Source organism: Duganella sp. HH101, from assembly GCF_001758795.1.
GTDB classification, from domain to species: Bacteria; Pseudomonadota; Gammaproteobacteria; order Burkholderiales; family Burkholderiaceae_D; genus Rugamonas; species Rugamonas rivuli.
The window spans coordinates 155,018-180,622 of record NZ_LRON01000009.1; the positions used below are offsets into that span (position 1 = coordinate 155,018).

General features: G+C 63.8%; 24 protein-coding genes. 5 read left to right on the forward strand and 19 right to left on the reverse strand.

Annotated elements, in window-relative coordinates; all coding sequences use genetic code 11:
* Positions 1-3: 3 nt before the first annotated feature.
* From DUGA2_RS16415 to DUGA2_RS16430, 4 genes are all read right to left on the reverse strand, one after another.
* On the reverse strand, positions 4-723 hold the full coding sequence (locus DUGA2_RS16415) for an SCO family protein (RefSeq protein WP_070270312.1): 720 nt from the start codon (positions 721-723) through the stop codon (positions 4-6).
* Entirely contained in the window at positions 704-1,990 is a 1,287-nt protein-coding gene (locus DUGA2_RS16420; protein WP_070270310.1) for a selenium-binding protein SBP56-related protein, read from the reverse strand. Before DUGA2_RS16420 ends, DUGA2_RS16415 begins: the two co-directional genes overlap by 20 nt.
* Before the next feature lie 132 nt (positions 1,991-2,122).
* Positions 2,123-3,292 (reverse strand): hemin-degrading factor, encoded by a 1,170-nt coding sequence (locus DUGA2_RS16425; RefSeq protein WP_070270309.1) that lies wholly within the window; start codon positions 3,290-3,292, stop codon positions 2,123-2,125.
* A 10-nt stretch (positions 3,293-3,302) separates the two neighbouring features.
* Positions 3,303-5,669 (reverse strand): TonB-dependent receptor domain-containing protein, encoded by a 2,367-nt coding sequence (locus DUGA2_RS16430; RefSeq protein WP_070270398.1) that lies wholly within the window; start codon positions 5,667-5,669, stop codon positions 3,303-3,305.
* A gap of 286 nt (positions 5,670-5,955) precedes the next feature.
* On the opposite strand from DUGA2_RS16430, the gene DUGA2_RS16435 reads away from it, so the two are divergent.
* Positions 5,956-7,032 (forward strand): poly(3-hydroxybutyrate) depolymerase, encoded by a 1,077-nt coding sequence (locus DUGA2_RS16435; protein ID WP_070270305.1) that lies wholly within the window; start codon positions 5,956-5,958, stop codon positions 7,030-7,032.
* 18 nt (positions 7,033-7,050) lie between these two features.
* Positions 7,051-7,542, forward strand: coding sequence for a hypothetical protein (locus DUGA2_RS16440; RefSeq protein ID WP_070270303.1), 492 nt, complete (start codon positions 7,051-7,053; stop codon positions 7,540-7,542).
* Here DUGA2_RS16440 and DUGA2_RS16445 read toward each other — a convergent pair.
* From DUGA2_RS16445 to DUGA2_RS16510, 14 genes are all read right to left on the reverse strand, one after another.
* Positions 7,527-8,057, reverse strand: a complete 531-nt coding sequence (locus DUGA2_RS16445) for a gamma carbonic anhydrase family protein (RefSeq protein WP_070270517.1) — start codon at positions 8,055-8,057, stop codon at positions 7,527-7,529. The genes DUGA2_RS16440 and DUGA2_RS16445 overlap by 16 nt on opposite strands.
* 5 nt (positions 8,058-8,062) lie before the next feature.
* Complete coding sequence (locus DUGA2_RS16450) at positions 8,063-8,689, reverse strand: glutathione S-transferase N-terminal domain-containing protein (protein ID WP_070270301.1); 627 nt, start codon at positions 8,687-8,689, stop codon at positions 8,063-8,065.
* A 20-nt stretch (positions 8,690-8,709) separates the two neighbouring features.
* Positions 8,710-9,402 carry an aspartate/glutamate racemase family protein gene (locus DUGA2_RS16455; RefSeq protein ID WP_070270299.1) on the reverse strand — a complete coding sequence of 231 codons (693 nt, stop codon included), beginning with the start codon at positions 9,400-9,402 and terminating at the stop codon, positions 8,710-8,712.
* Positions 9,403-9,478: 76 nt separating this feature from the next.
* Positions 9,479-9,868 carry a VOC family protein gene (locus tag DUGA2_RS16460; protein WP_070270298.1) on the reverse strand — a complete coding sequence of 130 codons (390 nt, stop codon included), beginning with the start codon at positions 9,866-9,868 and terminating at the stop codon, positions 9,479-9,481.
* Positions 9,869-9,915: 47 nt separating this feature from the next.
* Positions 9,916-11,112, reverse strand: coding sequence for a hypothetical protein (locus tag DUGA2_RS33155; RefSeq protein ID WP_083296343.1), 1,197 nt, complete (start codon positions 11,110-11,112; stop codon positions 9,916-9,918).
* 129 nt (positions 11,113-11,241) lie between these two features.
* Positions 11,242-11,553 carry a DUF4124 domain-containing protein gene (locus tag DUGA2_RS16470; protein ID WP_070270296.1) on the reverse strand — a complete coding sequence of 104 codons (312 nt, stop codon included), beginning with the start codon at positions 11,551-11,553 and terminating at the stop codon, positions 11,242-11,244.
* A gap of 75 nt (positions 11,554-11,628) precedes the next feature.
* Positions 11,629-12,546: a L,D-transpeptidase gene (locus DUGA2_RS16475; protein WP_070270294.1), complete on the reverse strand. Its 918-nt coding sequence runs from the start codon at positions 12,544-12,546 to the stop codon at positions 11,629-11,631.
* A gap of 86 nt (positions 12,547-12,632) precedes the next feature.
* Complete coding sequence (locus tag DUGA2_RS16480) at positions 12,633-13,010, reverse strand: VOC family protein (protein ID WP_070270292.1); 378 nt, start codon at positions 13,008-13,010, stop codon at positions 12,633-12,635.
* 2 nt (positions 13,011-13,012) lie between these two features.
* Positions 13,013-13,408 (reverse strand): VOC family protein, encoded by a 396-nt coding sequence (locus DUGA2_RS16485; RefSeq protein ID WP_070270290.1) that lies wholly within the window; start codon positions 13,406-13,408, stop codon positions 13,013-13,015.
* 4 nt (positions 13,409-13,412) lie between these two features.
* A complete protein-coding gene (locus tag DUGA2_RS16490; protein ID WP_070270289.1) occupies positions 13,413-14,210 on the reverse strand; it encodes a hypothetical protein in 798 nt (265 codons plus the stop codon).
* Between the two features lie 8 nt (positions 14,211-14,218).
* Positions 14,219-14,539 carry a cell division protein FtsB gene (ftsB, locus tag DUGA2_RS16495; protein ID WP_008451141.1) on the reverse strand — a complete coding sequence of 107 codons (321 nt, stop codon included), beginning with the start codon at positions 14,537-14,539 and terminating at the stop codon, positions 14,219-14,221.
* 43 nt (positions 14,540-14,582) lie between these two features.
* On the reverse strand, positions 14,583-15,866 hold the full coding sequence (eno, locus tag DUGA2_RS16500; protein ID WP_008451142.1) for a phosphopyruvate hydratase: 1,284 nt from the start codon (positions 15,864-15,866) through the stop codon (positions 14,583-14,585).
* A gap of 129 nt (positions 15,867-15,995) precedes the next feature.
* Positions 15,996-16,850 carry a 3-deoxy-8-phosphooctulonate synthase gene (kdsA, locus tag DUGA2_RS16505; protein WP_070270287.1) on the reverse strand — a complete coding sequence of 285 codons (855 nt, stop codon included), beginning with the start codon at positions 16,848-16,850 and terminating at the stop codon, positions 15,996-15,998.
* A complete protein-coding gene (locus tag DUGA2_RS16510; protein ID WP_070270286.1) occupies positions 16,847-18,547 on the reverse strand; it encodes a CTP synthase in 1,701 nt (566 codons plus the stop codon). The genes kdsA and DUGA2_RS16510 overlap by 4 nt, the downstream gene beginning before the upstream one ends.
* Positions 18,548-18,772: 225 nt before the next feature.
* Here DUGA2_RS16510 and DUGA2_RS16515 point away from each other — a divergent pair, with 225 nt between their 5' ends.
* The gene (locus tag DUGA2_RS16515; protein ID WP_070270284.1) at positions 18,773-19,192 is read left to right on the forward strand and encodes a PRC-barrel domain-containing protein; all 420 of its coding nucleotides are present in this window, start codon (positions 18,773-18,775) and stop codon (positions 19,190-19,192) included.
* Here DUGA2_RS16515 and DUGA2_RS16520 read toward each other — a convergent pair.
* Positions 19,189-22,356: an error-prone DNA polymerase gene (locus tag DUGA2_RS16520; protein ID WP_070270283.1), complete on the reverse strand. Its 3,168-nt coding sequence runs from the start codon at positions 22,354-22,356 to the stop codon at positions 19,189-19,191. The genes DUGA2_RS16515 and DUGA2_RS16520 overlap by 4 nt on opposite strands.
* Positions 22,357-22,590: 234 nt before the next feature.
* Here DUGA2_RS16520 and DUGA2_RS16525 point away from each other — a divergent pair, with 234 nt between their 5' ends.
* Together DUGA2_RS16525 and DUGA2_RS16530 are read left to right on the forward strand one after the other, a co-directional pair.
* Positions 22,591-24,993 (forward strand): TonB-dependent siderophore receptor, encoded by a 2,403-nt coding sequence (locus DUGA2_RS16525; protein WP_070270282.1) that lies wholly within the window; start codon positions 22,591-22,593, stop codon positions 24,991-24,993.
* Between the two features lie 161 nt (positions 24,994-25,154).
* Positions 25,155-25,595, forward strand: coding sequence for a DUF2844 domain-containing protein (locus DUGA2_RS16530; RefSeq protein WP_229214699.1), 441 nt, complete (start codon positions 25,155-25,157; stop codon positions 25,593-25,595).
* Positions 25,596-25,605: the final 10 nt, after the last annotated feature.

Genomic DNA, 25,605 nt, shown 5'->3' on the forward strand with positions numbered 1-25,605 from the left:
CCGCTAGTACCGCCGCCGGCCGGCCGCCGCCTGGGCGGTGTCCTTTTCCAGCAGCAGTGTCTGGATATCGCGGTAGATCAGCTCGAGCTGCAGGAAGGCTGGACTGTAGATCTCGCGCACCCTCCCCTGGCGGTCGAGCAGGAACAGCTTGACCTGGTGGTAGTACAAGCGCGTCGGCTTGCCTTGTGCGTCGAGCTGCACCGACGTGCTCTGCCCCAGATCGTCGAGGATGGGTTGCAGCTTCTCCACCGAGCGCGAAGTCAGGAAGTGCCAGCGCAAGGGCTGGCCGGCGCTGCCCAGCGCGCCACCGTAGAGGCGCATCGCCTCCGGCGTATCGTTGACGGGGTCGAAGGACACACTGGCGAACTGCACCCGCCGCGCCATCGCAGGCGTGTTGAGCAAGCGCTCGCGCAAGCCATGCAAGGTGGCGAACAACGCCGGACACGCGGTCGGATCACTGCAATAGGTGTACATGAAATTGAGCAACGTGACACGGCCGGTGGTGTAGCGTTCCAGCGGCATGTCGCGGCCGTCGCTGTCGAGCACTGTGCCGCGCGGCCCCTGCTGGATCACCGGCAGGTGGTAGCTGCCGGCGGCGGGCACGATCGGTTGCGGCGGCACGGCCGCCGGCCGCTGCGCCGCGCCGGCCAGCCGCGCGCCATCCGTTCCGCTCAACAGCAGCAGCGGCAGCAGCGCCCAGATGTCAGCGTATCGACGCCACATTGGGAGCCGGCTTCGCGCTGAACTTCATGTGATGCGGACGGCCCAGCTTCTCCTTGTAGAAATCGATCTTCCATTGCTGGCTCAACTCGCGGCCATCCCAGTGGAAGAGCTTGATGAAATGGTCGTCGTTGTCCAGGTCCCAGTGTTCAAGCAGGCTGGTGGTGATGTACAGGCGCTTGCCGTCCCAGCTCTGGCTGACCATGTTGACGTGCTTGCCGGTGACTTTCTCATAGACCTGGCGCGGCGCTTCAGGATTGCTCAGGTCGAACAAGCGGGTCTTGCCATCCATGAAGGTGTTGACCCACAAACCCTTGCCGTCGGCCGTGATCGACATGTCGACCGGCAGCGGAACCTTGGCCGGATCGCCTATCGGGCCAACGTCGCGCGCCTGCCAACGACCGTCGGCATCGGGCCGGACCAGCCACAGCTTGGAGGTCAATGCGGTGGCGGTGATCGCCCAGTTGTCGCCCGGGGCCTGCGACCAGCGTACTTCCAATGGCGCGCCCGGGGTGCTGAAGATCTGCTGCGGCTTCATGGCCTTGAAATCCCACAGCACCATGGTGTTGCCGAATTTCTGCATGGCCGCCGGATCCTTGATCAGCTTGCCCAGGTCGGTGCGGTAGTTGTTGTAGCCGGTGAAGCTGGAGGTCAGCATGGCGTTGCGGCCGGGATTGATCGCCAGGTCGTAGCCGTAGCCGTCGCCCTGCACGTCGCCGATCTTGTCGGTCGGGTTGGGGTAGCGGGCCACCACGTCGCCCTTGTTGTTGTAGACCGCCATGCCGGTGGCGCCGCCCATGTCGCGCGGGTTCGACAGGAAGCCGACCAGCATCCGCCCCGGCAGCGCGTAGAAGGTGTGCGGGCCGACGAAGCCGCTCTTGTCGACCACGTCGTTGATGGTCTTCACCAGCTTGGGATGGGCCGGGTCGGTGCCGACGTCGAACACGAAGATCTTGCTGTCCTGCAGCCGCCCTGCCCACAGGTATTTGCGGTCTTCGGTGAAGCCGACATGGTGGGCGTCGCCGCGTCCCGGCACCGACAGCGAGTGGATCACCTTGCCGTATGTCGGCGAGGCCGGGTTGACGTCTATCGTCACCAGCTTGTCCTGGCCATTGCCGACGCCCGCGATGCCCAGCGTCCAGACATGGACGTAGTCCTCCTGGCCCTTGATCAGGTTGGCCATGTAGGGCGAGTTGCAGGTTTCATCGGCGGCGGCGGGGCCGGCCAGCAATACGGAAAGCAGCACACTGACGACGGGCAGCAATTTCATTCCGGTCTCCATGCATTTTTTATAATGTATTCAATTTGACATCGTCCAGTTGAAAAATCAACAGTTACTTTCCGACCTGCGCGAAAAGCCACAGCTGGCTTTTCGCATGCAAGTTCGTTCTATTTCTACTGATCAGCGGCGATCGGCACCGGCCTTGGGCAGCGCGGCCGTCATGTCGACCCAGCTTTGCGGCTGCGGCTTGTTGCGCTCGCGGACGCCGAAGAAGCTCACCACCAGCTCGCCATTCTTGTCGAAGAATTCCACCGACGTCACGCCGGCGCGCTTGATCACGTAGCCGCTGTTGAAGGCGTTGTCGCGCAGGTGCAGATTGAATTCAGGGTCCAGCACGTTGAACCAGCCGCCCGCTTCCTGCACCTTGCCGACCTTGCCGCTGTAGATCTGGATCGCCGCCTCGTTGCCGAGGAAGGCCATGATCTCCAGCTTCTGCTTGGCCGACTCTTCCAGCAGCTGGCGCACCGCCAGCGGCGTCACGCGCTGCACGGAACTGGCCGGCGCCAAGCGCATCGCCTGTTCGCGCGTCAGGCCGAACTCGCCCAGCAGGCGGTTGAACTGGTGCACATCGGTCAGCTCGTTCCAGGCCAGCTGGTATTCCTTGACGTCGATGGCGCTGTCCGGTTTCTCGGCCGTCTTGGCCGGCGCCGCCGTCACCTTCAGGTCCGCGCTTTGCACCGGGTTGCGGAAGTCCGCCACCAGCTTGTCGAACACCGGCACGCCGGCCTCGCTCTTCACGTAGACCTTGTGCACGGCGTCGCCGTGGGCATCGAAGAATTGCAGGCTGCGCGACACCACGCCGTCCTTGCCCGGCTGGACGACGGCGAACGCATACTTCCAGTTCTTGAAGGTGAAGCGCATGTCGATCTCGCCGCCCAGGTAGCCGCCGGCGATGTTGCGCAGGCGGGCTTCGCGTTCCTTTTCCTTGTCGGCGTCGAGGCCGGTGATTTCTTCCTGCGGCTTGAGTTTGGTGGCGACGCCGGTGCGTTCCAGCACGCCGTTCTCGTTGCGCGTCAGCGCCATCACCGTGCCCAGGTCCAGCGCGCGGCGCATGATTTCACGCGGCACGTTCTCCCCTTCCTGCAAACGGGTGACGGTCTTGCCGATGCCGATCGCCAGCAGGTCGGCTTCGGACACGTTCAAGGTCTTGGCGGCGTCGCGTGCTTGCAGACGGGGCTGGCTGGTGCGCAGCGCATCGTAGCGTTCGGACAGGCTGGCGGCGCCCGCTGGCAGATAGTTCAGCAACAGGGCGCCGGTCAGCGCCAGGGCAAAGCGGTGGTGAGCTTTCATGGGTAACTCCTTAGTAGATCACTTTGAGGTTGACCGCGTAGTTGCGGCCCGGACGGACATAGCGTTCGATATCGGCCAGCGTGGCGGTGGTGGTGCCGACCGGCAGGCTGCGCGCCGAAGCGTAATCCCAGTACTTCTTGTCGCCGAGGTTGTAGACGCCGGCGTTCAGGACCACGTGCTTGCCGATGTTCCAGTAGGCCGTGAAGTCCATCACGGTCGAACCCGGAACGTTGAAGCGCGCGGCGCTGGTGTCGGAGATCACGTCATCGGCGGCCTTCTTGCCGCGCACGGTGCTGACCGCGAAGGCCGCGCCGCCACGCAATGCCGGATCGTCATAAGCGAACACGGCGTTGGCCTTGTACGGCTGCACCGACGGCAAATCGGCTTTCTTGCCGGTCGTGCGGTTTTCCGCCGTGCCCTGCGAGATGCCGCCGGCCAGCGCCACGCTGTAACCCTTCATCGGCGCCAACCACTGGCCCAGTTGGAAACGGCCGCTGACTTCTATGCCCTTGGTGTTGGCCTTGCCGATGTTCTCCGGACGGAACAGGCCGAAGGTGATGGTCGGATAGTTGACCGGGTCCAGCGGCTGCGCGGCGTACTCGATCATGTTGCTGTAGCTGGTGTAGAACACCGAGGTGCTCAATTCCACGCCCGGAACCGGCGCGCCTTTCAGGCCGATGTCGAAGGCGTTGCTGGTTTCCTTCTTCAGGTTCGGATTGCCCATCACGGCGTAGGCATTGCCGGCGGCGGTGTAGGTGAACGAATCGTAGGTGCCGGTGCGCTCGGCCGCGGTCGGCAGGCGGGTGCCACGGCTGTACTGCGCATAGGCGCTGAAGCCCGGTGTCAGCTCGACCGACAGGTTCAGGCTGGGCGTGAAGAAGGAATCGGTTTCATCCTTGATTTCCCTGGCCGCGCTTGGCACGGCGATGAAGTACGCCTCCAGGTTTTTCGGATGCAGCTTGCGCTGCTCGCCGCGCAGGCCGGGCGTCAGCGTGGCCTGGTGGCCCAGCATCGCGAAGCCGAACTCGCCGCGCAGATAGGCCGCCAGCTTGTCGGTGTCCATGTCGGCCATGCGGTTCTTCATGGTGATCTGGTGCGCGCCGGTCTTGATGACGGTGCGGTCTTCCTGCCATGGACGACGGCTCTCCTGCTGCTCGTAGCTGATGCCGTAGCTCAGCAGGCTGTTCGCGTCCAGCTGCTTGGTGGCGTCCGCCGCCAGGCCCTTGCTGTTGTTGTAGAAGCCGGTCGTGATGTTGCGCAGGTAAGGCTGGCTGCCGGTGATGTAGCTGGCGCGGGTCAGGTCGACCACCGAGGCGTTCTGCGTGTAGGCGCGGGTGTCGAGCGTATCGAACAGCAGGCCGGAGCCCGGCGTGTAGTGGTGCTCGATGCTGTAGCGGCTGCGCTCGGTGCGCGAGTTCTGCGCCGCGCCTTCCGGATACGACGGGCCCAGCTTGTTGGCGTAGACGCGGTCGTGCGTGGATTTGTAGTTGTCGACGGTGAAGCCGAGTTTCTGGTTGCCGCTCAGCGTCCAGTTCAGCTTGGCCAGTACGGCGTCGGAAGTCCAGTCGTCGGGATTCAGTGCGACATTGCCTCGGCTCTTGCCTTCGTCGCCGGCGCGGTGCACGCCGACGATCAGGCCCTTCAGTTTGTCGCTCAGCGTGGCCGCCGCCGTCACCGCATGCACGCGGGCGCCACGGTCGGAGGTGTAGCCCGCCTTGTAGTCGGCGTAGAGCTTGCGGGTGGTCAGGTACTCTTCCGGCGTCTTGGTGATGAACGATACCGAACCGCCGATGCCGGGCGTGCCTGCGCCGGCCGGGCTGGTGCCGGAACCGATGCGCACTTCGCGGAAGGTTTCGGGATCGAAGTAGTCGCGGCCGATGCCGAAGGCGTTGGTGGAGTTGCCGTCCGGCTTGGGTGCGGCGTCCGGCAGCGCGATGCCGTCCAGCTCCAGGCTGACGCGGTTGCCTTCGGCGCCACGGATGTTGATGCCGGTATTGCCGGCGCCATCCCAGATATTGCCGGAGCCGCTGGCCGCCGTCGGCACGCTGACCAGCGGCGCGTAGCGGGCGAGATTGGCCATGTCGATGGCGTTGTTCTGGCCGATCTGCTCGGCGCCGATGACGATGGTGGCGCCGCTGCGGGTGTTGCTGCTGTCGTCGCGTTTGGCTTTGACCAGGATCTCGCCCAGTGCCACGGATGCGGCGGGCGCGTCGGCGGCGTTGGTGGCGTTGGTGGCGTTGGCGGCGTTGTTGGCATAGGCGGCAGGCAGCAGCGCGGCGCCCAGCAAGGTCAGCAAGGCGGATCGCACCGCCAGTGTCACGGCGTGGGGAGACAAAGGCGCGGCCGTATGCCGGGCGCCCGAAATGATAGCGGCCATAGAATTCCAAGAGTGGGGGGTGACGGCTGGCTCTCGGACCTACGGCGATTGCTGGCAAAAATACATTCTAACAATAATGATTCTCATTTACAAGCGGCGGCGTGGTGAGAATCCGCGACCGCATTGCTAGATAAAAGTTAAACATTATTCTTATTGCATCTTTCCGTTCTTCAGGTATCTTGATAAAGCTCAAGAGTCCGCCGTGAGGCGCACGCAGAATACCGCTTCCACCCGGCCGGCAGCTACAGGCCAAATCCCCCGAAAAATTCACGACAGGAGGTCCACGATGGTTGCTAGTGCAGACGGGAAAATCGTTCAACTCGGATCGTATGCGGCGTCAAAAGGAAACAACTCCATCTCCGGCCTGTCGTCCGGCGCCTTCATGACCGTGCAGTTGCACCTGGCCCGTTCGGCCAGCTTTGCAGGCGCGGGCATCATCGCGGGCGGGCCGTTCCGCTGTGCCGAGACCTACCAGCCCGCCGGGCTGGTGACGGCGGAAGACGCCCGCATCGAGAACTCCCTGTACATCTGCATGAACCCGCTGATCCCGCAAACCGGTCCCGACGCGCAACGCCTGGTCGAGATGGCGCGCGAAACCGCCCAGGCCGGCCTGATCGACGACATCGCCAACCTCGCCGACGACCGGCTCTACATCTTCACCGGCAGCCAGGATGACGTGGTCTATTCCGACGTGGTGGAGAGAACCCGCCAGTTCTACGAAATGCTGGGCGTGAAGAGGGACAACATCGCCTATCACGACGACGTGCCGGCAGGCCACAGCATCATCACGGACAATCCCGAAGATTCGGAATTGCAGACCAACCAGCCGCCGTACATCAACAACGGCGGCTTCATGCAATCCCACGACATCCTGCGCCATATCTACGGCGATCTGAAAGCACCGGCAGCGCAAGCCAACGGCCAGCTGCTGCGTTTCGATCAATCGGAGTTCCTCGGCGAGGATGCGCCGTGGGCCAGCATGAGCCGCTTCGGCTACGCCTACATTCCATCCAGAGTGCTGGAAGGCGCGGTGAAGGCGCCGCGCGTTCATATCGCGCTGCACGGCTGCAAGCAGGGCTACAACTACACCGACTACGTCAACGGCCGCGCGGACATCGCCAACCAGCCGCCGTACGGCAACCGCTACATCACGACCACGGGCTACAACAACATCGCCGAGAGCAACGACATCATCGTGCTCTATCCGCAAGCCGAAGGCACGGACAACGGCGCCATCCAGAATCCGGACGGCTGCTGGGATTGGTGGGGATACAGCAACAAGGACGCCGCGTCGCCGTACTATTCGCGCCACGCGGTGCAGATCAAGGCGATACACGCCATGCTCGACCGCCTGTGCGCTTGAGCGACCAAGGAGAATCCAATGAGCAAATTTCCCGTCTCGACCAGCCTGCATGGGGATACAGCAGGCATCGCCGCCGAATCCGCAGCCATCGCATCGAACGCGATAGCGCCCCTGGCGCACGCCATGACCGCGCAAAGGCTGCTGCAAAAAGACGCCACGCACCTGGTCAACAACAGCGCCGTCTCGATGGCGCTGGTCACGCGGCTATGGGATCCGGTCGTCTGGAGTGAATGGACGCAGCTGCAGGCGGCCATCATGCAGCGGCTGTATGTGCAGCATCAGAACTGGCACAAGGGCTGCGCCATCCTGATCGACGATTATGGACAGCTGCGGCAAGCCAACACCATGTCCAAGCTGGTGGAGAAGCAGAGCAACCTGGTGTCGCAATCGGCCGAACTGGTGGCCAGCCAGGCCACGGACTTCGTGGCGCTGCTGGAGAACATCGATGTCGACTATGGTTATTGGGCCAGCCAGAAACTGCGGGCCGATAACTATCAAGCCGCCAGGTAGTTGTTCTTCACGCGGACATAGTGCTCCGCCGAATATTTCAGATAAGCGATTTCTTCGGCGGTCAGCGCCCTGACCTTCTGCGCCGGACGGCCGACGTAGAGGTGGCCGCTTTCCAGCACCTTGCCCGGCGAGACCAGGCTGCCCGCGCCGACCATCACCTGGTCCTGCACGACGACGTCGTCCATGATGATGGAGCCCATGCCGATCAGGCACTCATTGCCGATGGTGCAGCCGTGCAGCAGCACCGAGTGGCCGATGGTCACATAATCGCCGATGACGAGCGGCGAACCGTCCGGCTTGGCGGCGTTCTTGTGCGAGACGTGGCCCATGGCGAAATCCTGCACATTGCTGCACTCGCCGATGACGATGCGGTTGACGTCGCCGCGCAGCACGGTGTTGCACCAGACCGAGCTGTCGCGGCCGATGCGCACGTCGCCTATCACTTGCGCGGAGGCGTGCAGATAAATGTTTTCGCCGAGGACGGGGCTGGTGTTGAGATAGCTGGAGATGGGCATGTTTTTCAAGCGATATAGGTGGTGTCGCCGTGCGGCGCGGCCTGGAAGGCAGGCAGCGCTTCGGCCTGGCGCGAGAACTCTGCCTGCAGCGGATAGCGGGATGCGTCGACCACTTCCGGCAGCATCTGCTGCATGAAGTGCCAGGTGACGGCCGTCATTACGCCGGCATGGTCGAGCGCCGCCACCGACAGCGGATGCGCGCCCAGCTCGGCCTCCAGCGCATCGAAGGCCGACAGCATCTGCGCGGTGACACGGTCCACCCACGGCTGATGCAGCTTCTCGGCGGGACGCACCATGCGCTCGTACACCAGTTGCACGCCCTTGTCGCAGGCGGCCAGCGCCAGCCCCAGCACGCGCAGTGAGCGCATCAGTTCGGTCGGCATCGACGGCGTCAGGCGGCTGGCCGGCATGGCCAGCGCTTCCGCGTACTGCACGATCAGCGTCGAGTCCATCAGCACGGTGCCGTCGTCGGCCACCAGGGTCGGCGCCTTGACCACCGGATTGATCTGGCGGAATTGCTCGTAGGTGCTGAACACCGACAGCGATTGGTGTTCGAAGCGCACGCCCATCAACTGCAGCGTGACGGCCACGCGGCGCACATAGGGCGAATCCAGCATCCCGATTAATTTCATGTTTTCTCCAATAGTTAAGCCTAAGCCAGCGCCCACTCGGCGGCCTTGCGCGCGTGGATGGCGGTGGTGTCGAACAGCGGCACGGCGGCGTCCCGCTGCGCGACCAGCAGCGAGATTTCGGTGCAGCCCAGAATGATAGCCTGCGCGCCCTGCTCCACCAAGCCGGCGATGATGCGGCGGTATTCGTCGCGCGAACTGTCGACGATGCGGCCCAGGCACAGTTCTTCGTAGATGATGCGGTGGACGATGTCGCGGTCGTGCTGCGCCGGTACCACCACGTCGAGGCCGTGATGCTCGCGCAGGCGGTCCTTGTAGAACGCCTGCTCCATCGTGAAGCGCGTACCCAGCAGGCCGATCTTGCGCAGGCCGGCGTGCTGGATTTCAGCGGCGGTCGGGTCGGCGATGTGGAACAGCGGAATGTCCACCGCCGCCTCGATGGCGGGCGCCACCTTGTGCATGGTGTTGGTGCACAGGACCAGGAAATCCGCGCCGGCCGCGCGCAGCGAACGCGCCGCATCGGCCAGCACGGCGCCGGCGGCGTCCCAGTCGCCCGCGTGCTGCAGGCGTTCGATGTCGTGGAAGTCCACGCTGTACAGCACCACCTTGGCCGAATGCAGGCCGCCCAGGTGCTGCTTCACCGTCTCGTTAATCTGGCGGTAGTAAGGTACCGTCGATTCCCAGCTCATGCCGCCTATCAGGCCTATCGTTTTCAAGCGCGCCCCTCCGAAAAACCGGCCTCGCGACACGCGGGCCCGGCCCGCCAGCATACACGCCGCGACGGTTTTTTGCTCAAGCCTCGGGGCGGGCGTAGCTGACGGTGAGGATTTCCCACTGGTGGCCGTCGGGCTGGTTCCAGTAGACGATGCTGCCGCCGTTGTAGCTGCCGACCTGGTTGTCGTTGTCCGCAAACACCGAGCTGCGGTAAGGGATGCCGGCGGCCTTGATGCGGCCGAGGATGGCGTCGAAGTCCGCCTGCGCGACGCGGAAGCAATAGTGCTGTAGCGGGATGGGTTCCGGCCACTGGTCGAAGTCGATGGTCAGGCTGTCGCTGACGAACACCGGCGCGAAGGGTCCTACGCCGGTGCTCGACCAGGGCACGCCCAGCAGTTCCGCCAGCTGCTTGGCCGCGGCGATCTTGTCGCGCACGGGTATCAACAAATGATCAAGATGGATAGTCATACGCACCTCCTGTTCTCATTTTAGCGAAGCGGAGCTCTGGACCATGCTTACGGCGCGAGATAAGCGGCAAGGCCAACAGTCGGGATGACCAGCTTGTAGTTGCCGGGCGTTTCGCGCAGTACTTCGACCTTGACGAGCGATGGCAGTTCCACACCTAATTCCGCCGCGATGGCCTTTTCCGGCTCGCTGATCAGTGCATGGGCGAAGGCAGGGTCTGCGTAGAATTTACGTATCAGTCGCTTCTCCAGTTCCTGCCGGGACGTGCCTTCGAGCAGGCGGTTCCAGGCTTGGGCATGCTCCTGATCTTGCGGCGACAAGGCGGCCGGGGCCTCGGACCAGACGGAGCCAGGCCAGTTTAGTATCAAATCGCTTCCCGGAATTTCCCATTGGGTAAACACCTCGAAACGGTTTGCAATGCCTAGCGGATTGGTAACCGTACCAAACTGGTTGTCTCGGAACAGCCACGCGCACAGATCCGGCGCTGCCCATCCATTCGACGTCCTGAGGCCGAATTGCGAGTACTGTATGCCGTCCAAAGGATCACCGCAGCAATTTTTAGTAAAGGCGTGGCGTGACGCGAAATAGCTGTACGTTTTTTTGCCGATGCTGTCAGCGCCGAACTGCGCGAATTGGGCGTCGGTCTCCCCAGCCAGAAACGGGTCCGCCGGTTCAGTAGTGACCAGCGCGATATAGAACTTCTGGCCGATGGTGGTGCGCGTCGTTTCATACCAGGACTTGTTGATGATGGCGTCTGTTATTTGCTGGAATTTCGGATCGGACTTGGCAGGCAGGGTCACTTTGGGATCGCCCAAGCTGGAGACCGGCGCGCTATGCTGATTCAGCGGATTGATATAACTCTTGTTCCAGTACGCGGCCGGATCGGCATGGATGAGCGACAGATCGTCATTGGCCTGCAGGAAGGTCTGGTTCATGCGCAGCCACAGCGAGCCAAACGTGGATTTCAGGCTGGGCGGCTCGTCCGGGCCAGAGTAAGCGCCGAAGAAAGTGCCGAGGAAGGTGCCGAATATACCCGCGCCTGGAAAATCCAGCAGTCCGATACAACTGAACACCGCAGTGAAGAACGTGGACAGTTCTTTCTGGCCAGGATCGGGCGAGGCATCCTGCGACAGCTCCTGGTAGACCCCGCTGAGGACGTCCTGCATGTAGTCGTGCACATGGTTGGTCAGGTCCATCAGGTTGCTGACATTTTCCTTCACTTGCGCCAGTTGCTCAGGTGTCGCCATGGTAGTCCCTTTCAAAAGGTTATCCAAAAAACAACTTTGAGCGTTGATTGTAGCCCGGCGGTCGCGTCTATGCCAGCGACATGAAGGAGCCTGCTGTGTTTGCGCCACACGCCCCCACACAACCAGTTGTCAGGACTGACGCTCCCCCACCTGCTCGTGCGCGACCTGTCGGCGCGGACGGAAGCCGGGCGCCAGCAGCTTGTATTGCAGGCGCTGCTTGAACTCGGCGTCGCGCTGCTGCCAGGTCGGGCCATGGGCCTGCGGCGCCGGCAGCACGGTCGGCTGGCCGTTCATCTTCAACTCGGCGACGGGCAAGTCGCCGGCATCGTCCTTGTTGTCGGTGTAATGGATGCGGCCTTGGGCGTCGGCCCATTTGTAGACTTGCGCGTGGCCGGCGGCGCTGGCGCAGAGCAAGGTGATCGTCAGTAGTAAGCGGGTCATGGAGGATTGTTCTCATGAAGAATCGACGGCCCGATTGTATAAAAAATTTCTTATTGGAAATCTATTGAAATGTCACTACTCTTGCAATAACACCACCGCACCGCGCGCGATGGAGCGGACCACGGCCATCACGTCCCAGTTGGTGAGGCGGATGCAGCCGTGCGACTGGGTCTTGCCGATCTTGCCCGGCTCGGGCGTGCCGTGGATGCCGTAGTGTTCCTTGCTCAGTTCTATCCACGCGACGCCGACCGGGTTGTTGGGGCCGGCCGCGAGGCGGGCCTTGGCATCGCCCGCCTTGGCGTCCCAGAACAGCTTGGGGTTGTAGCGGTATTCGGGATCGGTGGCGACGCCGCGCACCTGCCAGCGGCCTTCGGGCAGCGGGTCGTGCTTGCTCCCGGTACTGGCGGGGAATTGCGCGAACGGCATGCCGCCCGCGTCGAGCAGCGTCAGCGTACCGTCCTGCGCGTCGACCAGGATGGAGCTGGCTTTCGGCAGCGGCTTGGCGGCGGCCACGTTGGGCACGGTGATGCGGGTGCCGGCCCGGGTCAGCGGCTTGCCGGGGTTGAGGCGGCGCAGCAGGTCGGGGCTGCAATGGAAGCGTTCGCCCAGCGCTTCGGCCAGGCTGGCGTAGCCCAGCGCGGGCAGCCTGGACTTGGCCATCATGCCGGCCGGGACAGGCGTGTAGGGTCCGGCGACGTCTTGCGCGGTGATGGTGTAGCTGTCCAGCACAGGCGCCTGGTCGCGCTCCAGCTCGGCCCAGGTGGCGGCATCGACCACGCCGGTCACCGGCAGCTGGTGCAGCTTCTGGAAGCCGCGTATGGCCTGGCGCATATTGCTGCCATAGGCGCCGTCCATTTCGCCGGTGGAAAAATGGGCGCGGTCGAGCAGCACCTGGGCGCGCAGCACTTCCGGGCCATGCGCCTTCGGGCCGACGGTGGCCGCGCCAACGCTGGCGGCGGCAATCAGCGATGCGACAAAAAATAAGACTCTCAAGCCGGACTCGTATGACGTAAGGGGCGCTTATTCTAGCTTAAGCTTGCCCGTTAAGCCTGTTCGCTGCGGCGCTGGTAAAAGCGCAATTAGTTGGCGGTGTTGATGACCGCCTCGATGTGGTGGCCGTCCGGGTCGACCAGGAAGGCGGCGTAGTAATGGTCGCCGTAATCGGGACGCAGGCCCGGCGCGCCATTGTCGCTGCCGCCGACGCGCAGCGCGGCGGCATGGAAGGCGTCCACCGCGGCGCGGTTCGGCGCGGCGAAGGCCATGTGGAAGCCCGCGCCCGGCGCCTCGGCTTCGGGACGCAGCTTCAGGCACAGCAGGTCCTTGTCGTCCTCCAAGCCATAGCCGATGGCGTCGTCGTCTTCGAACACGCGGCGGAAGCCGAGCGCGCCCATGGCGGCGTCGTAGAAAGCGCCGGACAGCGCGAGGTCGCGCACGCCGAAAGAAATGTGATGCAGCATGTTCAGGATTCCAGTTGTTGTGCGACTTCCCAGCTGTGTCCAGCGGGGTCGACGAAGTTAGCGGTACGCATATTCCAAGGGCGGTTGACGGGACCGGCCAGCAGCGTCACGCCGCGCTGCCGCAGCTGCGCGCAGACCGCGTCCACGTCCGGCACCCAGATGCTGATCTGGAAGCGCGAGCCGGCATCGCGCGGCGCCACCACTGCGGGCGAGATGATCACCGGCGCACTGCCCACATGCAGCAGGTTGATGATCAGGTTGTCGAACTTCATCACGGCGGACACCGCGTCCTCGTACACCACCGGCACGCCGAACACGTCGAGATAAAACGCCTTGGCCGCCGCCACGTCTTCGACGAACAGGCTGATGGCGCTGAGATGGTGCAAAGGATTGCTCACGGTGTCACTCCTGCTTGCGGTATTTTTGCATGACGTCGCCGAGACGGCCGCGGTGCGAGTCCAGCCAGCTCCACAGCGCTTCGACCTGGTCATGATGGGCGCGGTAGTAAGTGGCGTTGAAGGCCAGCCACAACCGCGTGTTGATCAGCGGCTGCGGCAACTGCACCACCACGCCGCGATAGCGTTTCAGCGTCAGCGCCAGATGCTCGGGCTTGACGAGGTTGACCACCACGCCGTCCACCCTGCCCAGCTTGAGCTTCTCGATATTGCGCTCCAGGTCGCGGGCGCCGTCGTCGATGGTCAAGCCGGCGTCGCGCAGGCGCGCGTTGTAGGCATTGCCTTGCGGCGAACCGAGCACCTTGCCGCGGAAGTATTCATTGGGATTGGCGCCGGCCGGGATCTTGTCCTTGACGCGCACCAGCACCACCAGCGTGTTGTGCAGCGCTCGGTTGCGGTCGATGTTGCCGTCCTTGTCGCGCGGCAGCGCGATCTCGGCGGAATAGCTGGGCTGCTCGGCCAGCGGCGTCATGTCGATGTCGCCCGCCTCCAGCGCCACCCTCAGGCGCGCCACCGGCAGCCGCACCAGCGTCGGCAGGCAGTTGAAGCCGGAACCCATGACCGCGTTGCGTATCAGGTCGACCGCCGCGCCGGGCGGTTCGGGCACCTGCTCGCCCTCGCCCATCCAGTAGGGCGGCCGGTTCTGGTCCATATAGCCGACCCGCAGCGGCGTGCAAACGCCTGCACTCTTTGCCAGCGGAGCAAGCGTGGCCAACATCAGCAGTATGCCAGCGCGGATCGCCATGAAGGGGCTCAGTTGTCGGAAGGTTTGGGCGCCAGCGGCGGCAGCGCAGCGGCCTGGCCCTTGCCGACGATCTGGATGAAGATTTCGTTTTGCTTGATCATGCTGAGCTCGTAGCGAGCACGCTCCTCCACTGCGCCGGTGCCGTCCTTGAGGTCGCGCACTTCGGAGTCGAGCTTGGCGTTGCGGGCGATCAGTTCCGCGTTTTTCTTGTGGGCCGTGTCCACCTGGGCCTCGAAGTCTTTCACGCGCAGCCACCCGCCCTTCCCCAGCCAGAGCGGGTACTGTATCAACAGCAGCAGGGCTGCCAGTGCGAGAGTGATCAGACGCATGGAATCGACAGCGGCCGGAAGTGATCCGGCCGCGTTTGCTTAATTACTTCAGATTATAGAACGCGTCGCGGCCCGGGTAGGAAGCGATATCGCCCAGATCTTCTTCGATACGCAGCAGCTGGTTGTACTTGGCCATGCGGTCCGAACGCGACATCGAGCCGGTCTTGATCTGCAGGGCGTTCAGGCCAACGGCGATATCGGCGATGGTCGAATCTTCGGTTTCGCCCGAACGGTGCGAGATCACGGCGGTGTAGCCGGCGCGCTTGGCCATTTCGATGGCGGCGAAGGTTTCGGTCAGGGTGCCGATCTGGTTGATCTTGATCAGGATCGAGTTGGCGATGCCTTTCGAGATGCCTTCTTTCAGGATCTTGGTGTTGGTGACGTACAGGTCGTCGCCCACCAGCTGGATCTTCTTGCCCAATTCCTTGGTCAGGATCGCCCAGCCGTCCCAGTCGCCTTCGTGCATCGCGTCTTCGATCGAGATGATCGGGTACTTGTCGCACCAGGTCGCCAGCAGGTTGGTGAACTCGGTGGCGGTCAGGCTCAGGCCCTCGCCTTCCAGCTCGTACTTGCCGTCCTTGTAGAACTCGGAAGCGGCGCAGTCCAGGCCGATGGCGATCTGGGTGCCTGGCTCGTAGCCGGCTTCTTCGATCGCCTGGATGATCAGCTTGATCGCTTCCTCATGGTTGGCCAGCGATGGCGCGAAACCGCCTTCGTCGCCCACGGCGGTGCTCAGACCCTTCTTGTGCAGGATCTTTTTCAGCGTGTGGAACACTTCGGCGCCGTAGCGGACCGCTTCCTTGAAGGAAGGTGCACCGACTGGAATGATCATGAATTCCTGGATGTCCAGGTTGTTGTCGGCGTGCGCGCCGCCGTTGATCACGTTCATCATCGGCACTGGCAGCTGCATCGCGCCCGAACCGCCGAAGTAGCGGTACAGCGGCAGGCCGGCTTCTTCAGCGGCGGCCTTGGCGACAGCCATCGACACGGCCAGCATGGCGTTGGCGCCCAGGCGTGCCTTGTTTTCGGTACCGTCCAGGTCGATCAGAGTGCGGTCCAGGAAAGCTTGCTCATTGGCGTCCAGGCCCATGATGGCTTCCGAGATTTCGGTGTTGATGTTCTCGCAGGCTTGCAGCACGCCCTTGCCGAAGTAACGCTTCGGATCGCCGTCGCGCAGCTCGATCGCTTCGCGCGAACCGGTCGATGCACCCGATGGTACGGCGGCGCGGCCCATGACGCCGGATTCCAGCAGCACGTCGCATTCGACGGTAGGATTGCCGCGCGAGTCGATGATTTCACGGCCGATAATGTCAACAATAGCACTCATGTCATTCTCCAAAGTTAGGCGATGCGAAGTCGCTACGCGTTCTGATGCGCGTTGCGGACGAAATAACGGGAATTGTACCCGGCGCCGGAGGGCCGAACATACGAAAACTCGTACGCCAGGTATGCTGCATTAGTTGAAGCTGTTTTCCAGGAAGCCAGCTTTCTTGGTGATGCGGTCCAGCTCGATCAGCGTGGACAGCAACTCCTTCATGCGACCCAGCGGCACGGCGTTCGGGCCGTCCGACAGGGCTTCCGCAGGGTTCGGATGCGTTTCCATGAACAGGCCGGCCACGCCAACCGCCACGGCCGCGCGCGACAACACCGGCACCATCTCGCGCATGCCGCCGGACGACGTGCCATTACCGCCTGGCAGTTGCACCGAGTGGGTCGCATCGAACACCACCGGGCAGTTCGATTCGCGCATGATGGCCAGCGAACGCATGTCCGAGACCAGGTTGTTGTAGCCGAAGGAGGCGCCGCGCTCGCAGGCCATGAAGTTGTCTTCGTTCAGGCCCTTGGCCTTGGCGGCCAGGCGGGCTTTGTCGATGACGTTCTTCATGTCGTGCGGGGCGAGGAACTGGCCCTTCTTGATGTTGACCGGCAGGCCGGACTCGGCGCAGGCGACGATGAAGTCGGTCTGGCGGCAGAGGAAGGCCGGGGTTTGCAGCACGTCGACCACCGAAGAGACTTCGGCGATCTCATCGATCGAGTGCACGTCGGTCAGCACCGGCACGCCCAGTTCGCGCTTGACGTCGCCGAGGATCTCCAGGCCCTTGTCGCGGCCCGGACCGCGGTACGAGGTACCGGAGGAACGATTGGCCTTGTCGAACGAGGACTTGTAGATGAACGGGATGCCCAGCGCGGCCGTCATTTCCTTCAGCGCGCCGGCGGTGTCGAACGCCATCTGGCGCGATTCGATCACGCAGGTGCCGGCGATCAGGAAGAACGGCTGGTCGAGGCCAACGTCGAATCCGCACAGTTTCATGCTGCATCTCCTTGCAGAGTATCCGCAGTTTTAACATCGACAGCGTGCAGGCGGTTGCCGCCGGCGGCCTTGTGGGCCAGTGCTGCCTTGATGTAGGACGTGAACAGCGGATGGCCGTCACGCGGGGTCGATTTGAATTCAGGGTGGTACTGCACGCCCATGTACCAAGGGTGCGCGTTCTCGCCGGTACGCGGCAGTTCCATGATTTCGCACAGGTCTTCGGTCGGGGTGCGCGCCGCGACCACCAGGCCGGCCGCTTCCACGCGCGGCAGGTAGTGGTTGTTGGCTTCGTAGCGGTGACGGTGACGCTCGGTGACGACCGCGCCGTAGATTTCCGAAGCCAGCGTGCCCGGCTTGATGGCGCAGGTCTGCGCGCCCAGGCGCATGGTGCCGCCCAGGTCGGAGTTCTCGTCGCGCTTCTCGACCTTGCCGTCCTGGCCTTGCCACTCGTCGATCAGGGCCACCACAGGCTGCGCGGTGTCCAGGTCGAACTCGGTGGAGTTGGCGGTGGTCAGGCCGGCCTTGTGGCGGGCGTATTCGATCAGCGCCACTTGCATGCCGAGGCAGATGCCCAGGTAAGGGATCTTGTTTTCACGGGCGAACTGGGCGGCCATGATCTTGCCTTCCACGCCGCGCTTGCCGAAGCCGCCCGGTACCAGGATGGCGTCGTACTTGCCCAGCGCGGCGCAGCCGGTGGTCTCGATCTCTTCCGAGTCGATGTACTCGATGTTGACCTTGGATTCGTTGTGGATGCCGGCGTGGCGCAGCGCTTCGGTCAGCGACTTGTACGACTCGGTCAGTTCCACATACTTGCCGACCATGCCGATCGACACTTCGCTCTTCGGATGCTCCAGCGTGTAGATCAGGCGGCTCCAGACCGACAGGTCGGCCGGGGCCGGGTTCAGGTCCAGCGCTTCGCAGATGATCGCGTCCAGGCCCTGGTCGTGCAGCATCTGCGGCACTTTGTAGATGGTGTCGACATCCCACACGGAAATCACGGCCTGCTCTTCGATGTTCGAGAACAGCGAGATCTTGGCGCGTTCGTCTTCCGGAATGGCGCGGTCGGCGCGGCACAGCAGCGCGTTCGGCGAGATGCCGATTTCGCGCAGCTTCTGCACCGAGTGCTGGGTAGGCTTGGTCTTGAGCTCGCCGGCGGAGGCGATGAACGGCACCAGCGTCAGGTGGACGAAGGCGGTGTTCTTGCGGCCAGCGCGCAGGCTCAGCTGACGGGCGGCTTCCAGGAACGGCAGCGATTCGATGTCGCCCACGGTACCGCCGATTTCGCACAGGGCCACGTCGTAGCCTTCGGCGCCGCGACGGATGTAGTCCTGGATTTCGTTGGTGATGTGGGGGATGACCTGCACGGTCTTGCCCAGGTACTCGCCGCGGCGTTCCTTGCGGATCACCGATTCGTAGATCTGGCCGGTGGTGAAGTTGTTCACCTTTTTCATGCGGGTGGAGATGAAGCGCTCGTAGTGGCCGAGGTCGAGGTCGGTTTCGGCCCCGTCGTCGGTGACGAAGACTTCACCGTGCTGCATAGGGCTCATCGTGCCAGGATCGACGTTGATGTACGGGTCGAGCTTGAGCATGGTGACTTTGAGGCCGCGCGATTCGAGGATCGCGGCGAGAGAGGCGGCGGCAATCCCTTTACCAAGGGAAGACACGACGCCGCCAGTGACGAAGACAAATTTGGTCATTGCAGATGGTGCCGAACGGCACGTGCGGGAAATTGAAATTATACCCTAAAACGTCCGATTCTTCACCTTCCTGCCCGGAAAAATCCTCAACCGGGCGGGAAACTCCTATGAGGGAAAGTGCAAAATTAGCCAGTTTGCCTATCCATCAGCACGGTGCTGCACCGTACAGACCGTCGCCCGCCGGCAGGCAAAAATGACAACTCATTAAATCAGGGAGGTCATGATATGAACTACGAAGAACTCGATGCCTTGGGCATGTATGTGGACAACGGCCATAAAGGCCCCGGCCCGGAACTGATGGGCGCCGACACGCTGATCGGCAACCACGTCCACAATCTGAAAGACGAACACCTGGGCGAGATCAAGGAAATCATGCTCGACATGCGCACCGGCAACATCGCCTATGCGGTGATGTCGTACGGCGGCGTGTTCACGATCGGCGAAAAACTGTTCGCCGTGCCTTGGGAAGCGCTGACGCTGGACACCATCAACAAGCGCTTCACGCTGAACCTGGAGAAAGACCGCATCGAAAACGCTCCGGGCTTCGATACCGACCACTGGCCGAACATGGCCAACCAGACCTGGGCCAGCCAGATCCACACCTACTACGCCACCGGCAGCCAGCACGACGCGCAACAGCGCTAGCAGAAGTCCCGGCTGATGGTCGGCAACCGTCCCAGCAGGTGGGACATGTCGACCAGCCGCTTGGCCACCAGGTGGCGCACGATCCCCTCCTGCTGCCAGACGCCATACACGCCCAGCAGCGGCGCGCTCAACACTTCGCGCCGCTGCGTTTCGACCAGGGACGGCCAGATGATGACGTTGACGTTGCCGGTCTCGTCCTCGATGGTGATGAACAGCACGCCCTTGGCCGTACCGGGGCGTTGCCGCACCGTCACCATGCCGCAGGCGCGCGCCAGCATGCCGTTGGTGTAGGTGTTGAGCGTGGCGGCCGGCAGGAAGCGGTGCTCCAGCAGCTTGGGGCGCAGCAGCGCCAGCGGATGGCGGCCCAGCGTCAGGCCGTGCGAGCGGTAGTCGCCCAGGATTTCCTCGCCCTCCGTCGGCGGTTTCAGCACGGGGATGTCTTCGTCCGGCATGGCCGGGCGCAGCAGATCCTTGTCCGGCACGGCGCCGACCGCCTGCCACAAGGCTTGCCTGCGGTTGCCCGACAACTGCTGTAGGGCGTTGCCGGCGGCCAGCACTTGCAGGTCGTGGCGCTCCAGGTCCGCGCGCCGCGCCATGTCGGCCACGCTGGTGTAGGGGCGTTCGGCCCGCGCCTGCTCGATGCGCGCGGCCGCTTCGGCGCGCATGCCCTTCAGCATCGACAGGCCCAGGCGCACCGCCGGTTGGCCGCGCTTGCCCACCCGCTCTTCCAACGAGGTATCCCAGCCGCTGACGGTGACGTCGATCTCGCGCACCTGTACGCCGTGGCGCCTGGCGTCCTGCACCAGTTGCGATGGGCTGTAGAAACCCATCGGCTGGCTGTTCAACAACGCGCACAGGAAGGCCGCCGGCTCGTGGCACTTGAGCCAGGAGCTGGCATAGGTCAGCAGCGCGAAGCTGGCCGAGTGCGATTCGGGGAAGCCGTATTCGCCGAAGCCTTCGATCTGCTTGCAGATCGCGTCGGCGAAATCGGCCTCGTAGCCGCGCTCGCGCATGCCGTCCTTGATGCGCTGCTCGTACTTGTCCACGCCGCCCTTGCGCTTCCAGGCCGCCATGGCGCGCCGCAGCTGGTCCGCTTCGCCCTCGCTGAAGCCGGCGGCGATGACGGCGATTTGCATCACCTGCTCCTGGAAGATCGGCACGCCCAGCGTGCGGGCCAGGGCCTCTTCCAGCCCGGGCGGGCAATGCGTCTTCGCGAGAGGATTCATGCGCCGCTGCAGGTACGGATGCACCATGCCGCCCTGTATCGGCCCCGGCCGCACGATCGCCACTTCGATCACCAGGTCGTAAAACTCCCGGGGCCGCAGGCGCGGCAACATGCTCATCTGCGCGCGCGATTCGATCTGGAACACGCCGATGGTGTCGGCCTCGCACATCATGTCGTAGGTGGCGGGGTCTTCCTTGGGGATGTCCTGCATCCGGAACGGCTCGCCGCGCTGCGCGCCCACCAGGTCCAGCGCGCGCCGCAGCGCCGACAACATGCCCAGCGCCAGCACGTCCACCTTCATCAGGCCCAGCTCTTCCAGGTCGTCCTTGTCCCACTGGATCACGCAGCGCCCCTCCATCGTGGCGGCCTCGATCGGCACCAGCCGCGACAGCTTGTCGTGCGAGATGACGAAGCCGCCCGGATGCTGCGACAGATGGCGCGGGAAGCCCAGCAGGCCGATCGCCAGCGCGGCCCATTGCTGCGCCAGTTGCGACTCCGGGTTCAGTCCGCACTCGGCCAACCGGCCCAGCAGGTCGTTGCGGCTGTCGAACCAGTGGTGCGCCTTGGCCACCTTCTCGACGATGGCCAGGTCCACGCCCAGCGCCTTGCCGCTGTCGCGCAATGCGCTCTTCGGGCGGTAGCTGATGACCACGGCCGCCAGCGCGGCACGGTCCGCGCCGTATTTTTTGTAGATGTACTGGATCACCTCCTCGCGCCGCTGGTGCTCGAAGTCGACATCGATATCCGGCGGCTCGTTGCGCTCCCTGGAGATGAAGCGCCCGGTCAGCATGTTGCTGCGCTCGGGATCGACCTCGGTCACGCCGAGGCAATAGCAGACCACCGAGTTGGCCGCCGATCCCCTGCCCTGGCACAGGATGCCCTGCGAGCGGGCGTAGCGGACGATGTCGTAGACCGTCAGGAAGTAAGGTTCGTACTCCAGCTCGGCAATCAGCTCCAGCTCCTTCTCGATCTGGCCGCGCACCTTGACGGACAGGCCCGCCGGAAAGCGCCCCTGTGCGCCGGCATACACTTCCTGCCGCAGATAGCTGGCCGGCGTCTGGCCTTGCGGCACCAGCTCGCGCGGGTATTCGTAGCGCAGCTGCTTGAGATTGAAGCTGCACTGCTGCACGATGCTCAAGGTTTCCGCCAGCGCTTGCGGCGGATACAGGTTCGCCAGCCGCAGCCGCGAGCGCAGATGCTGTTCGGCGTTCTGCGCCAGCGCATAGCCGCACTCCCCCACCGGCTTGCCGACGCGCACCGCGCACAGCGTGTCGTGCAGCGGCTTGCGCGAGCGCACGTGCATGCAGACCTGCCCGACCGCCACCACCCGCATGCCGTGCTGCAAAGCCACCTCGTCGATGCTGAGACGGTGCGCCTCGTCGAAGGCGCGCTGCAGCAGGCTCAGCCCCATCCAGCTGCGCTCGGGGAAGTTGGCCTCCATCCACGCCGCCTGCGCGTGCAGGCGGTCGACATCGTCCGGCTGGAAGGCCGGGTAATGCGGCAGCAAGATCATCAGGCAACCGGGCAAGCCCTTCAGGTGGGCGTAGGCGGGTGGCGGTGCGGCCAGGTCGGCCGGCGTGAGCAGGTAGCTGCCCTTGGCGACGCGGTTGCGGCCTATCGTGATGAGCTCGCAGAGATTGCCGTAGCCTTCGCGGTCCTGCGCCAGGGCGATCAACGACAGGGCCGGGCTGCCGTCCGGGTTCTTCAGGTGGAAATGGCTGCCGATCAGCAGCGGCAGCCCGGCAGCCTTGGCCTGGGCGTGAGCGCGCACTACGCCGGCCAGCGAGCATTCGTCGGTGATCGCCAGGCCGGCGTAATCGAGCTGCACGGCGCGCGCGACCAGCTCCTCGGCGCTGGAGGCGCCCTGCAGGAAGGAGAAATTGGTCATGCAGAACAGCTCGGCATAAGCCGGCAAGCCCTGGACGGAGGATGTGCCCATGATTTTATACTGTGTTTTTGTACAGTATAATACACCCTGCGCGCCGTTCGACATGAATAACCTTAATAGTCGGCGCCGGTGGATTTATTGGCTAAAACTATGGCCCTACGTAGCACTACGCAGGGCCGGCGAGACAAAAACAACAGTAAATAAAGTTTGGCTGCAAAATTGTCAAAAAAGTCATTTGCTTATGAACTATTTGACTAGAATCAGATTTTTCACGGGAGAGAAAACTTGTTCGCCACCACGCCTTTACGTCATGCCGTACTGCTCAGCCTGTACGGCGCAGCAGCCCTGGGCTTCGCCCCCTCCGCCTTCGCGCAGACCGCCCCAGAAGCCAAACAGGAAACCCAGATGCAGTCGGTCAGCGTGGTCGGTTCGCGCCGCGCGACCACCTCGTCCACCGACACCGTCGTGCCGGTCGATATCATCCCGATGAGCAAGACCACAGAACAAGGCGGCCAGTTCGACCTGGCGCAAACGCTGACCTATATCTCGCCATCGTTCAACTCGACCCGCCAGAGCGGCTCCGACGGCGCCGACCTGGTCGACTCCGCCGCGCTGCGCGGCCTCGGCTCCGACCAGACCCTGGTGCTGGTCAACGGCAAGCGCCGCCACACCACCGCGCTGGTCAACCTGTTCGGCGCCCGCAACCGCGGCAACACCGGCACCGACATGAACACCATTCCGCTGTTGGCGATCAAGGACGTGCAGGTGTTGCGCGACGGCGCCGCCGCCCAGTACGGCTCGGACGCCATCGCCGGCGTGATCGACATCGGCCTGAAAAAGAGCAAGGGCTGCGAAGCCATCGCCGGCTTCAGCGAATACTCCAAGCGCGACGGCAAGAACTACCTGACCTCGGCCTACTGCGGCTTCGAGATCGGCAGCGGCGGCGTGCTCGGCATCACCGGCGAGTACCTGGACCGTGGCCGCTCCAACCGCGCCGACGCCGGCAACCCGCGCATCATCGGCGACACCAAGACCAAGAACCAGTCGCTGTACCTGAACGGCGAACTGCCAACCACCGGCACCGGCAAGCTCTACTTCACCGCCGGCGCCCAGACCCGCGACGCATCGAGCGCCGCGTTCGCGCGCGGCGGCGTCGGTTCCGACGACATCCCGAGCCGCAACTCGGCCGCCATGTACCCGAACGGCTTCGTGCCCTTCATCAATGCCGACATCGACGACCGCTACGCCACCGTCGGCCATCGCGGCACGCTGGGCGACTGGAATATGGACGTGTCGCAGACCTACGGCTACAACAAGATGAAGTACAACATCAGCCACACGCTCAACGCATCGATCGCCAACAAGGATCTGCTGGCCGGCGGCAAGGGCATCAGCCCGGACCGCTTCGACGCCGGCGGCTTCTCGTTCCAGCAGCTGACCACCAACCTCGACCTGAACCATTACTACGACGGCCTCATCGGTGACGGCCTGAACGTCGCCTTCGGCGGCGAGTACCGCAGCGAGAACTACAAGATCTTCGCGGGCGAAGCGGGCTCGTACAACGACGTCGACGGCATCGGCTTCGGCGGCAACGCCGGCAGCCAGGGCTTCCCCGGCTTCCAGCCGGGCGACCAGGTCAACGCCAAGCGCCACAGCACCGCCGCCTACCTCGACCTGGAAGCTGACCTGAGCAAGACCGTCAAGCTGCAGGGCGCGGTGCGCTACGAGAAGTTCAGCGACTTCGGCTCGACCGTCACCGGCAAGCTGGCCGGCAGCGTGCGCGTGGCCGACAGCGTGCTGCTGCGCGGCTCGGCCAGCACCGGCTTCCGCGCGCCGTCGCTGCAGCAGGTGTATTTCTCGTCCACCTTCACCGACTTCATCGGCGGCGTGGCCACCGACGTGGTGCTGGCGCCGAACGGCGGCGCCGTCGCCAACGAGGCCGGCATTCCGAAGCTGAAGGAAGAGAAGTCGACCAGCTTCACGCTGGGTTCAACCTGGACGCCGAACGCCGCCGTCTCCGTCACCGCCGACCTGTACAACATCAAGATCAAGGACCGCATCGTGCTGTCCGGCCGCTTCAATGCCGACACCTATCCAGCCCTGGCCGAGCGCCTGGCCAAGCTGGGCGTGGGCGAAGCGCAGTTCTTCGTCAACTCGGTCGACACCAAGACCCAGGGCCTGGACCTGACGGCGTCGCACAAGACCAACTTCGGTCCCAACAAGCTGACCACCTTCCTGGCGCTCAACGTCAGCAAGACGGAAGTGACCGGCATCCACGCGCCGGCTTCGCTGAAGGGCTTCGAGGACGTGCTGCTGTCGGAGAAGGAACGCCTGTACATCGAGCAGGGCGCGCCGCGTTCGAAGGCCACGCTGGGCTTCGACTATGTGACCGGCCCGTGGGAAAGCGACCTGAAGATCATCCACTTCGGTCCGCAGACGCTGGGCACCTTCGACGGTACGGCAGCCGGCGTGCCTAACCAGCACTACGAGTCGAAGACCTCGGCCGACCTGAGCTTCACCTACACCATCAACAAAAACATGAAGTTCACCTTCGGCGGCAACAACATCTTCAACGTCAAGCCGACCACGCAGAACCCGGACCAGACCGACAACGGTTTCAAGTATGAAAGCGTGCAGTTCGGCCTGAACGGCGCGTCCTACTTCGGCCGCCTGTACGTCAAGTTCTAAGCTTGCTGCGGTGAGCATCGACGGCGCCTTCGGGCGCCGTTTTCGTTTCCGCCGGCGTGTAACGTTTGCTTACATCTCGCTAACGCCATCCAACTCGGCGCCGTTCTACACTGCCTGCATCTTAGGCACAGGAGCGGGCTATGCGCCGGGCATTCTTACTCATGTTGGTACTCTCCCTGCTGCAAGGCGCGCTCGCCTATGCCGCGCTGGGCAGTTCCCCATCCAACTTCGGCACGACGCCCGTCCGCCAGGGCGCGCGCACGCTGGCTGCGGCCGGCTCCGGCAGCACGGCGGTCTACACCGTCAGCCAGAGCACGCTCGACAGCGGCACCGTGGTGCGCGAATACATGAACGCCGAGGGCGTGGTGTTCGCCGTCAGCTGGAACGGCCCCGCCCTGCCCGACCTGCGCACCCTGCTGGGCGACAAGTTCGCGGTCCTGAGCAACACCGCCGCCAAGCGTCCCAAGGCAGGCCATTCGCAGCTGGCGGTCGAGCAGCAGGACGTGGTGATCGTCTCCGGCGGCCACATGCGCGCCTATGCCGGCCACGCGTGGATACCGGGCGCGCTGCCGGCCGGCTTCGACACCAGCGTCATCGAATAGGGAGCTGCGC

Bases quoted from the DNA above. Each gene is read 5' to 3' on its own strand.
- DUGA2_RS16480 (WP_070270292.1), bottom strand. From the start codon at position 13,010: ATGCTGCATCACATTTCTTTCGGCGTGCGCGACCTCGCGCTGTCCGGC.
- eno (WP_008451142.1), bottom strand. From the start codon at position 15,866: ATGAGTGCTATTGTTGACATTATCGGCCGTGAAATCATCGACTCGCGC.
- DUGA2_RS16420 (WP_070270310.1), bottom strand. From the start codon at position 1,990: ATGAAATTGCTGCCCGTCGTCAGTGTGCTGCTTTCCGTATTGCTGGCC.
- DUGA2_RS33155 (WP_083296343.1), bottom strand. From the start codon at position 11,112: ATGGCGACACCTGAGCAACTGGCGCAAGTGAAGGAAAATGTCAGCAAC.
- DUGA2_RS16490 (WP_070270289.1), bottom strand. From the start codon at position 14,210: ATGGCGATCCGCGCTGGCATACTGCTGATGTTGGCCACGCTTGCTCCG.
- ftsB (WP_008451141.1), bottom strand. From the start codon at position 14,539: ATGCGTCTGATCACTCTCGCACTGGCAGCCCTGCTGCTGTTGATACAG.
- DUGA2_RS16415 (WP_070270312.1), bottom strand. From the start codon at position 723: ATGTGGCGTCGATACGCTGACATCTGGGCGCTGCTGCCGCTGCTGCTG.
- DUGA2_RS16430 (WP_070270398.1), bottom strand. From the start codon at position 5,669: ATGGCCGCTATCATTTCGGGCGCCCGGCATACGGCCGCGCCTTTGTCT.
- DUGA2_RS16520 (WP_070270283.1), bottom strand. From the start codon at position 22,356: ATGGGCACATCCTCCGTCCAGGGCTTGCCGGCTTATGCCGAGCTGTTC.
- kdsA (WP_070270287.1), bottom strand. From the start codon at position 16,850: ATGAAACTGTGCGGATTCGACGTTGGCCTCGACCAGCCGTTCTTCCTG.
- DUGA2_RS16460 (WP_070270298.1), bottom strand. From the start codon at position 9,868: ATGACTATCCATCTTGATCATTTGTTGATACCCGTGCGCGACAAGATC.
- DUGA2_RS16515 (WP_070270284.1), top strand. From the start codon at position 18,773: ATGAACTACGAAGAACTCGATGCCTTGGGCATGTATGTGGACAACGGC.
- DUGA2_RS16450 (WP_070270301.1), bottom strand. From the start codon at position 8,689: ATGAAATTAATCGGGATGCTGGATTCGCCCTATGTGCGCCGCGTGGCC.
- DUGA2_RS16510 (WP_070270286.1), bottom strand. From the start codon at position 18,547: ATGACCAAATTTGTCTTCGTCACTGGCGGCGTCGTGTCTTCCCTTGGT.
- DUGA2_RS16470 (WP_070270296.1), bottom strand. From the start codon at position 11,553: ATGACCCGCTTACTACTGACGATCACCTTGCTCTGCGCCAGCGCCGCC.
- DUGA2_RS16440 (WP_070270303.1), top strand. From the start codon at position 7,051: ATGAGCAAATTTCCCGTCTCGACCAGCCTGCATGGGGATACAGCAGGC.
- DUGA2_RS16530 (WP_229214699.1), top strand. From the start codon at position 25,155: ATGTTGGTACTCTCCCTGCTGCAAGGCGCGCTCGCCTATGCCGCGCTG.
- DUGA2_RS16435 (WP_070270305.1), top strand. From the start codon at position 5,956: ATGGTTGCTAGTGCAGACGGGAAAATCGTTCAACTCGGATCGTATGCG.
- DUGA2_RS16425 (WP_070270309.1), bottom strand. From the start codon at position 3,292: ATGAAAGCTCACCACCGCTTTGCCCTGGCGCTGACCGGCGCCCTGTTG.
- DUGA2_RS16445 (WP_070270517.1), bottom strand. From the start codon at position 8,057: ATGCCCATCTCCAGCTATCTCAACACCAGCCCCGTCCTCGGCGAAAAC.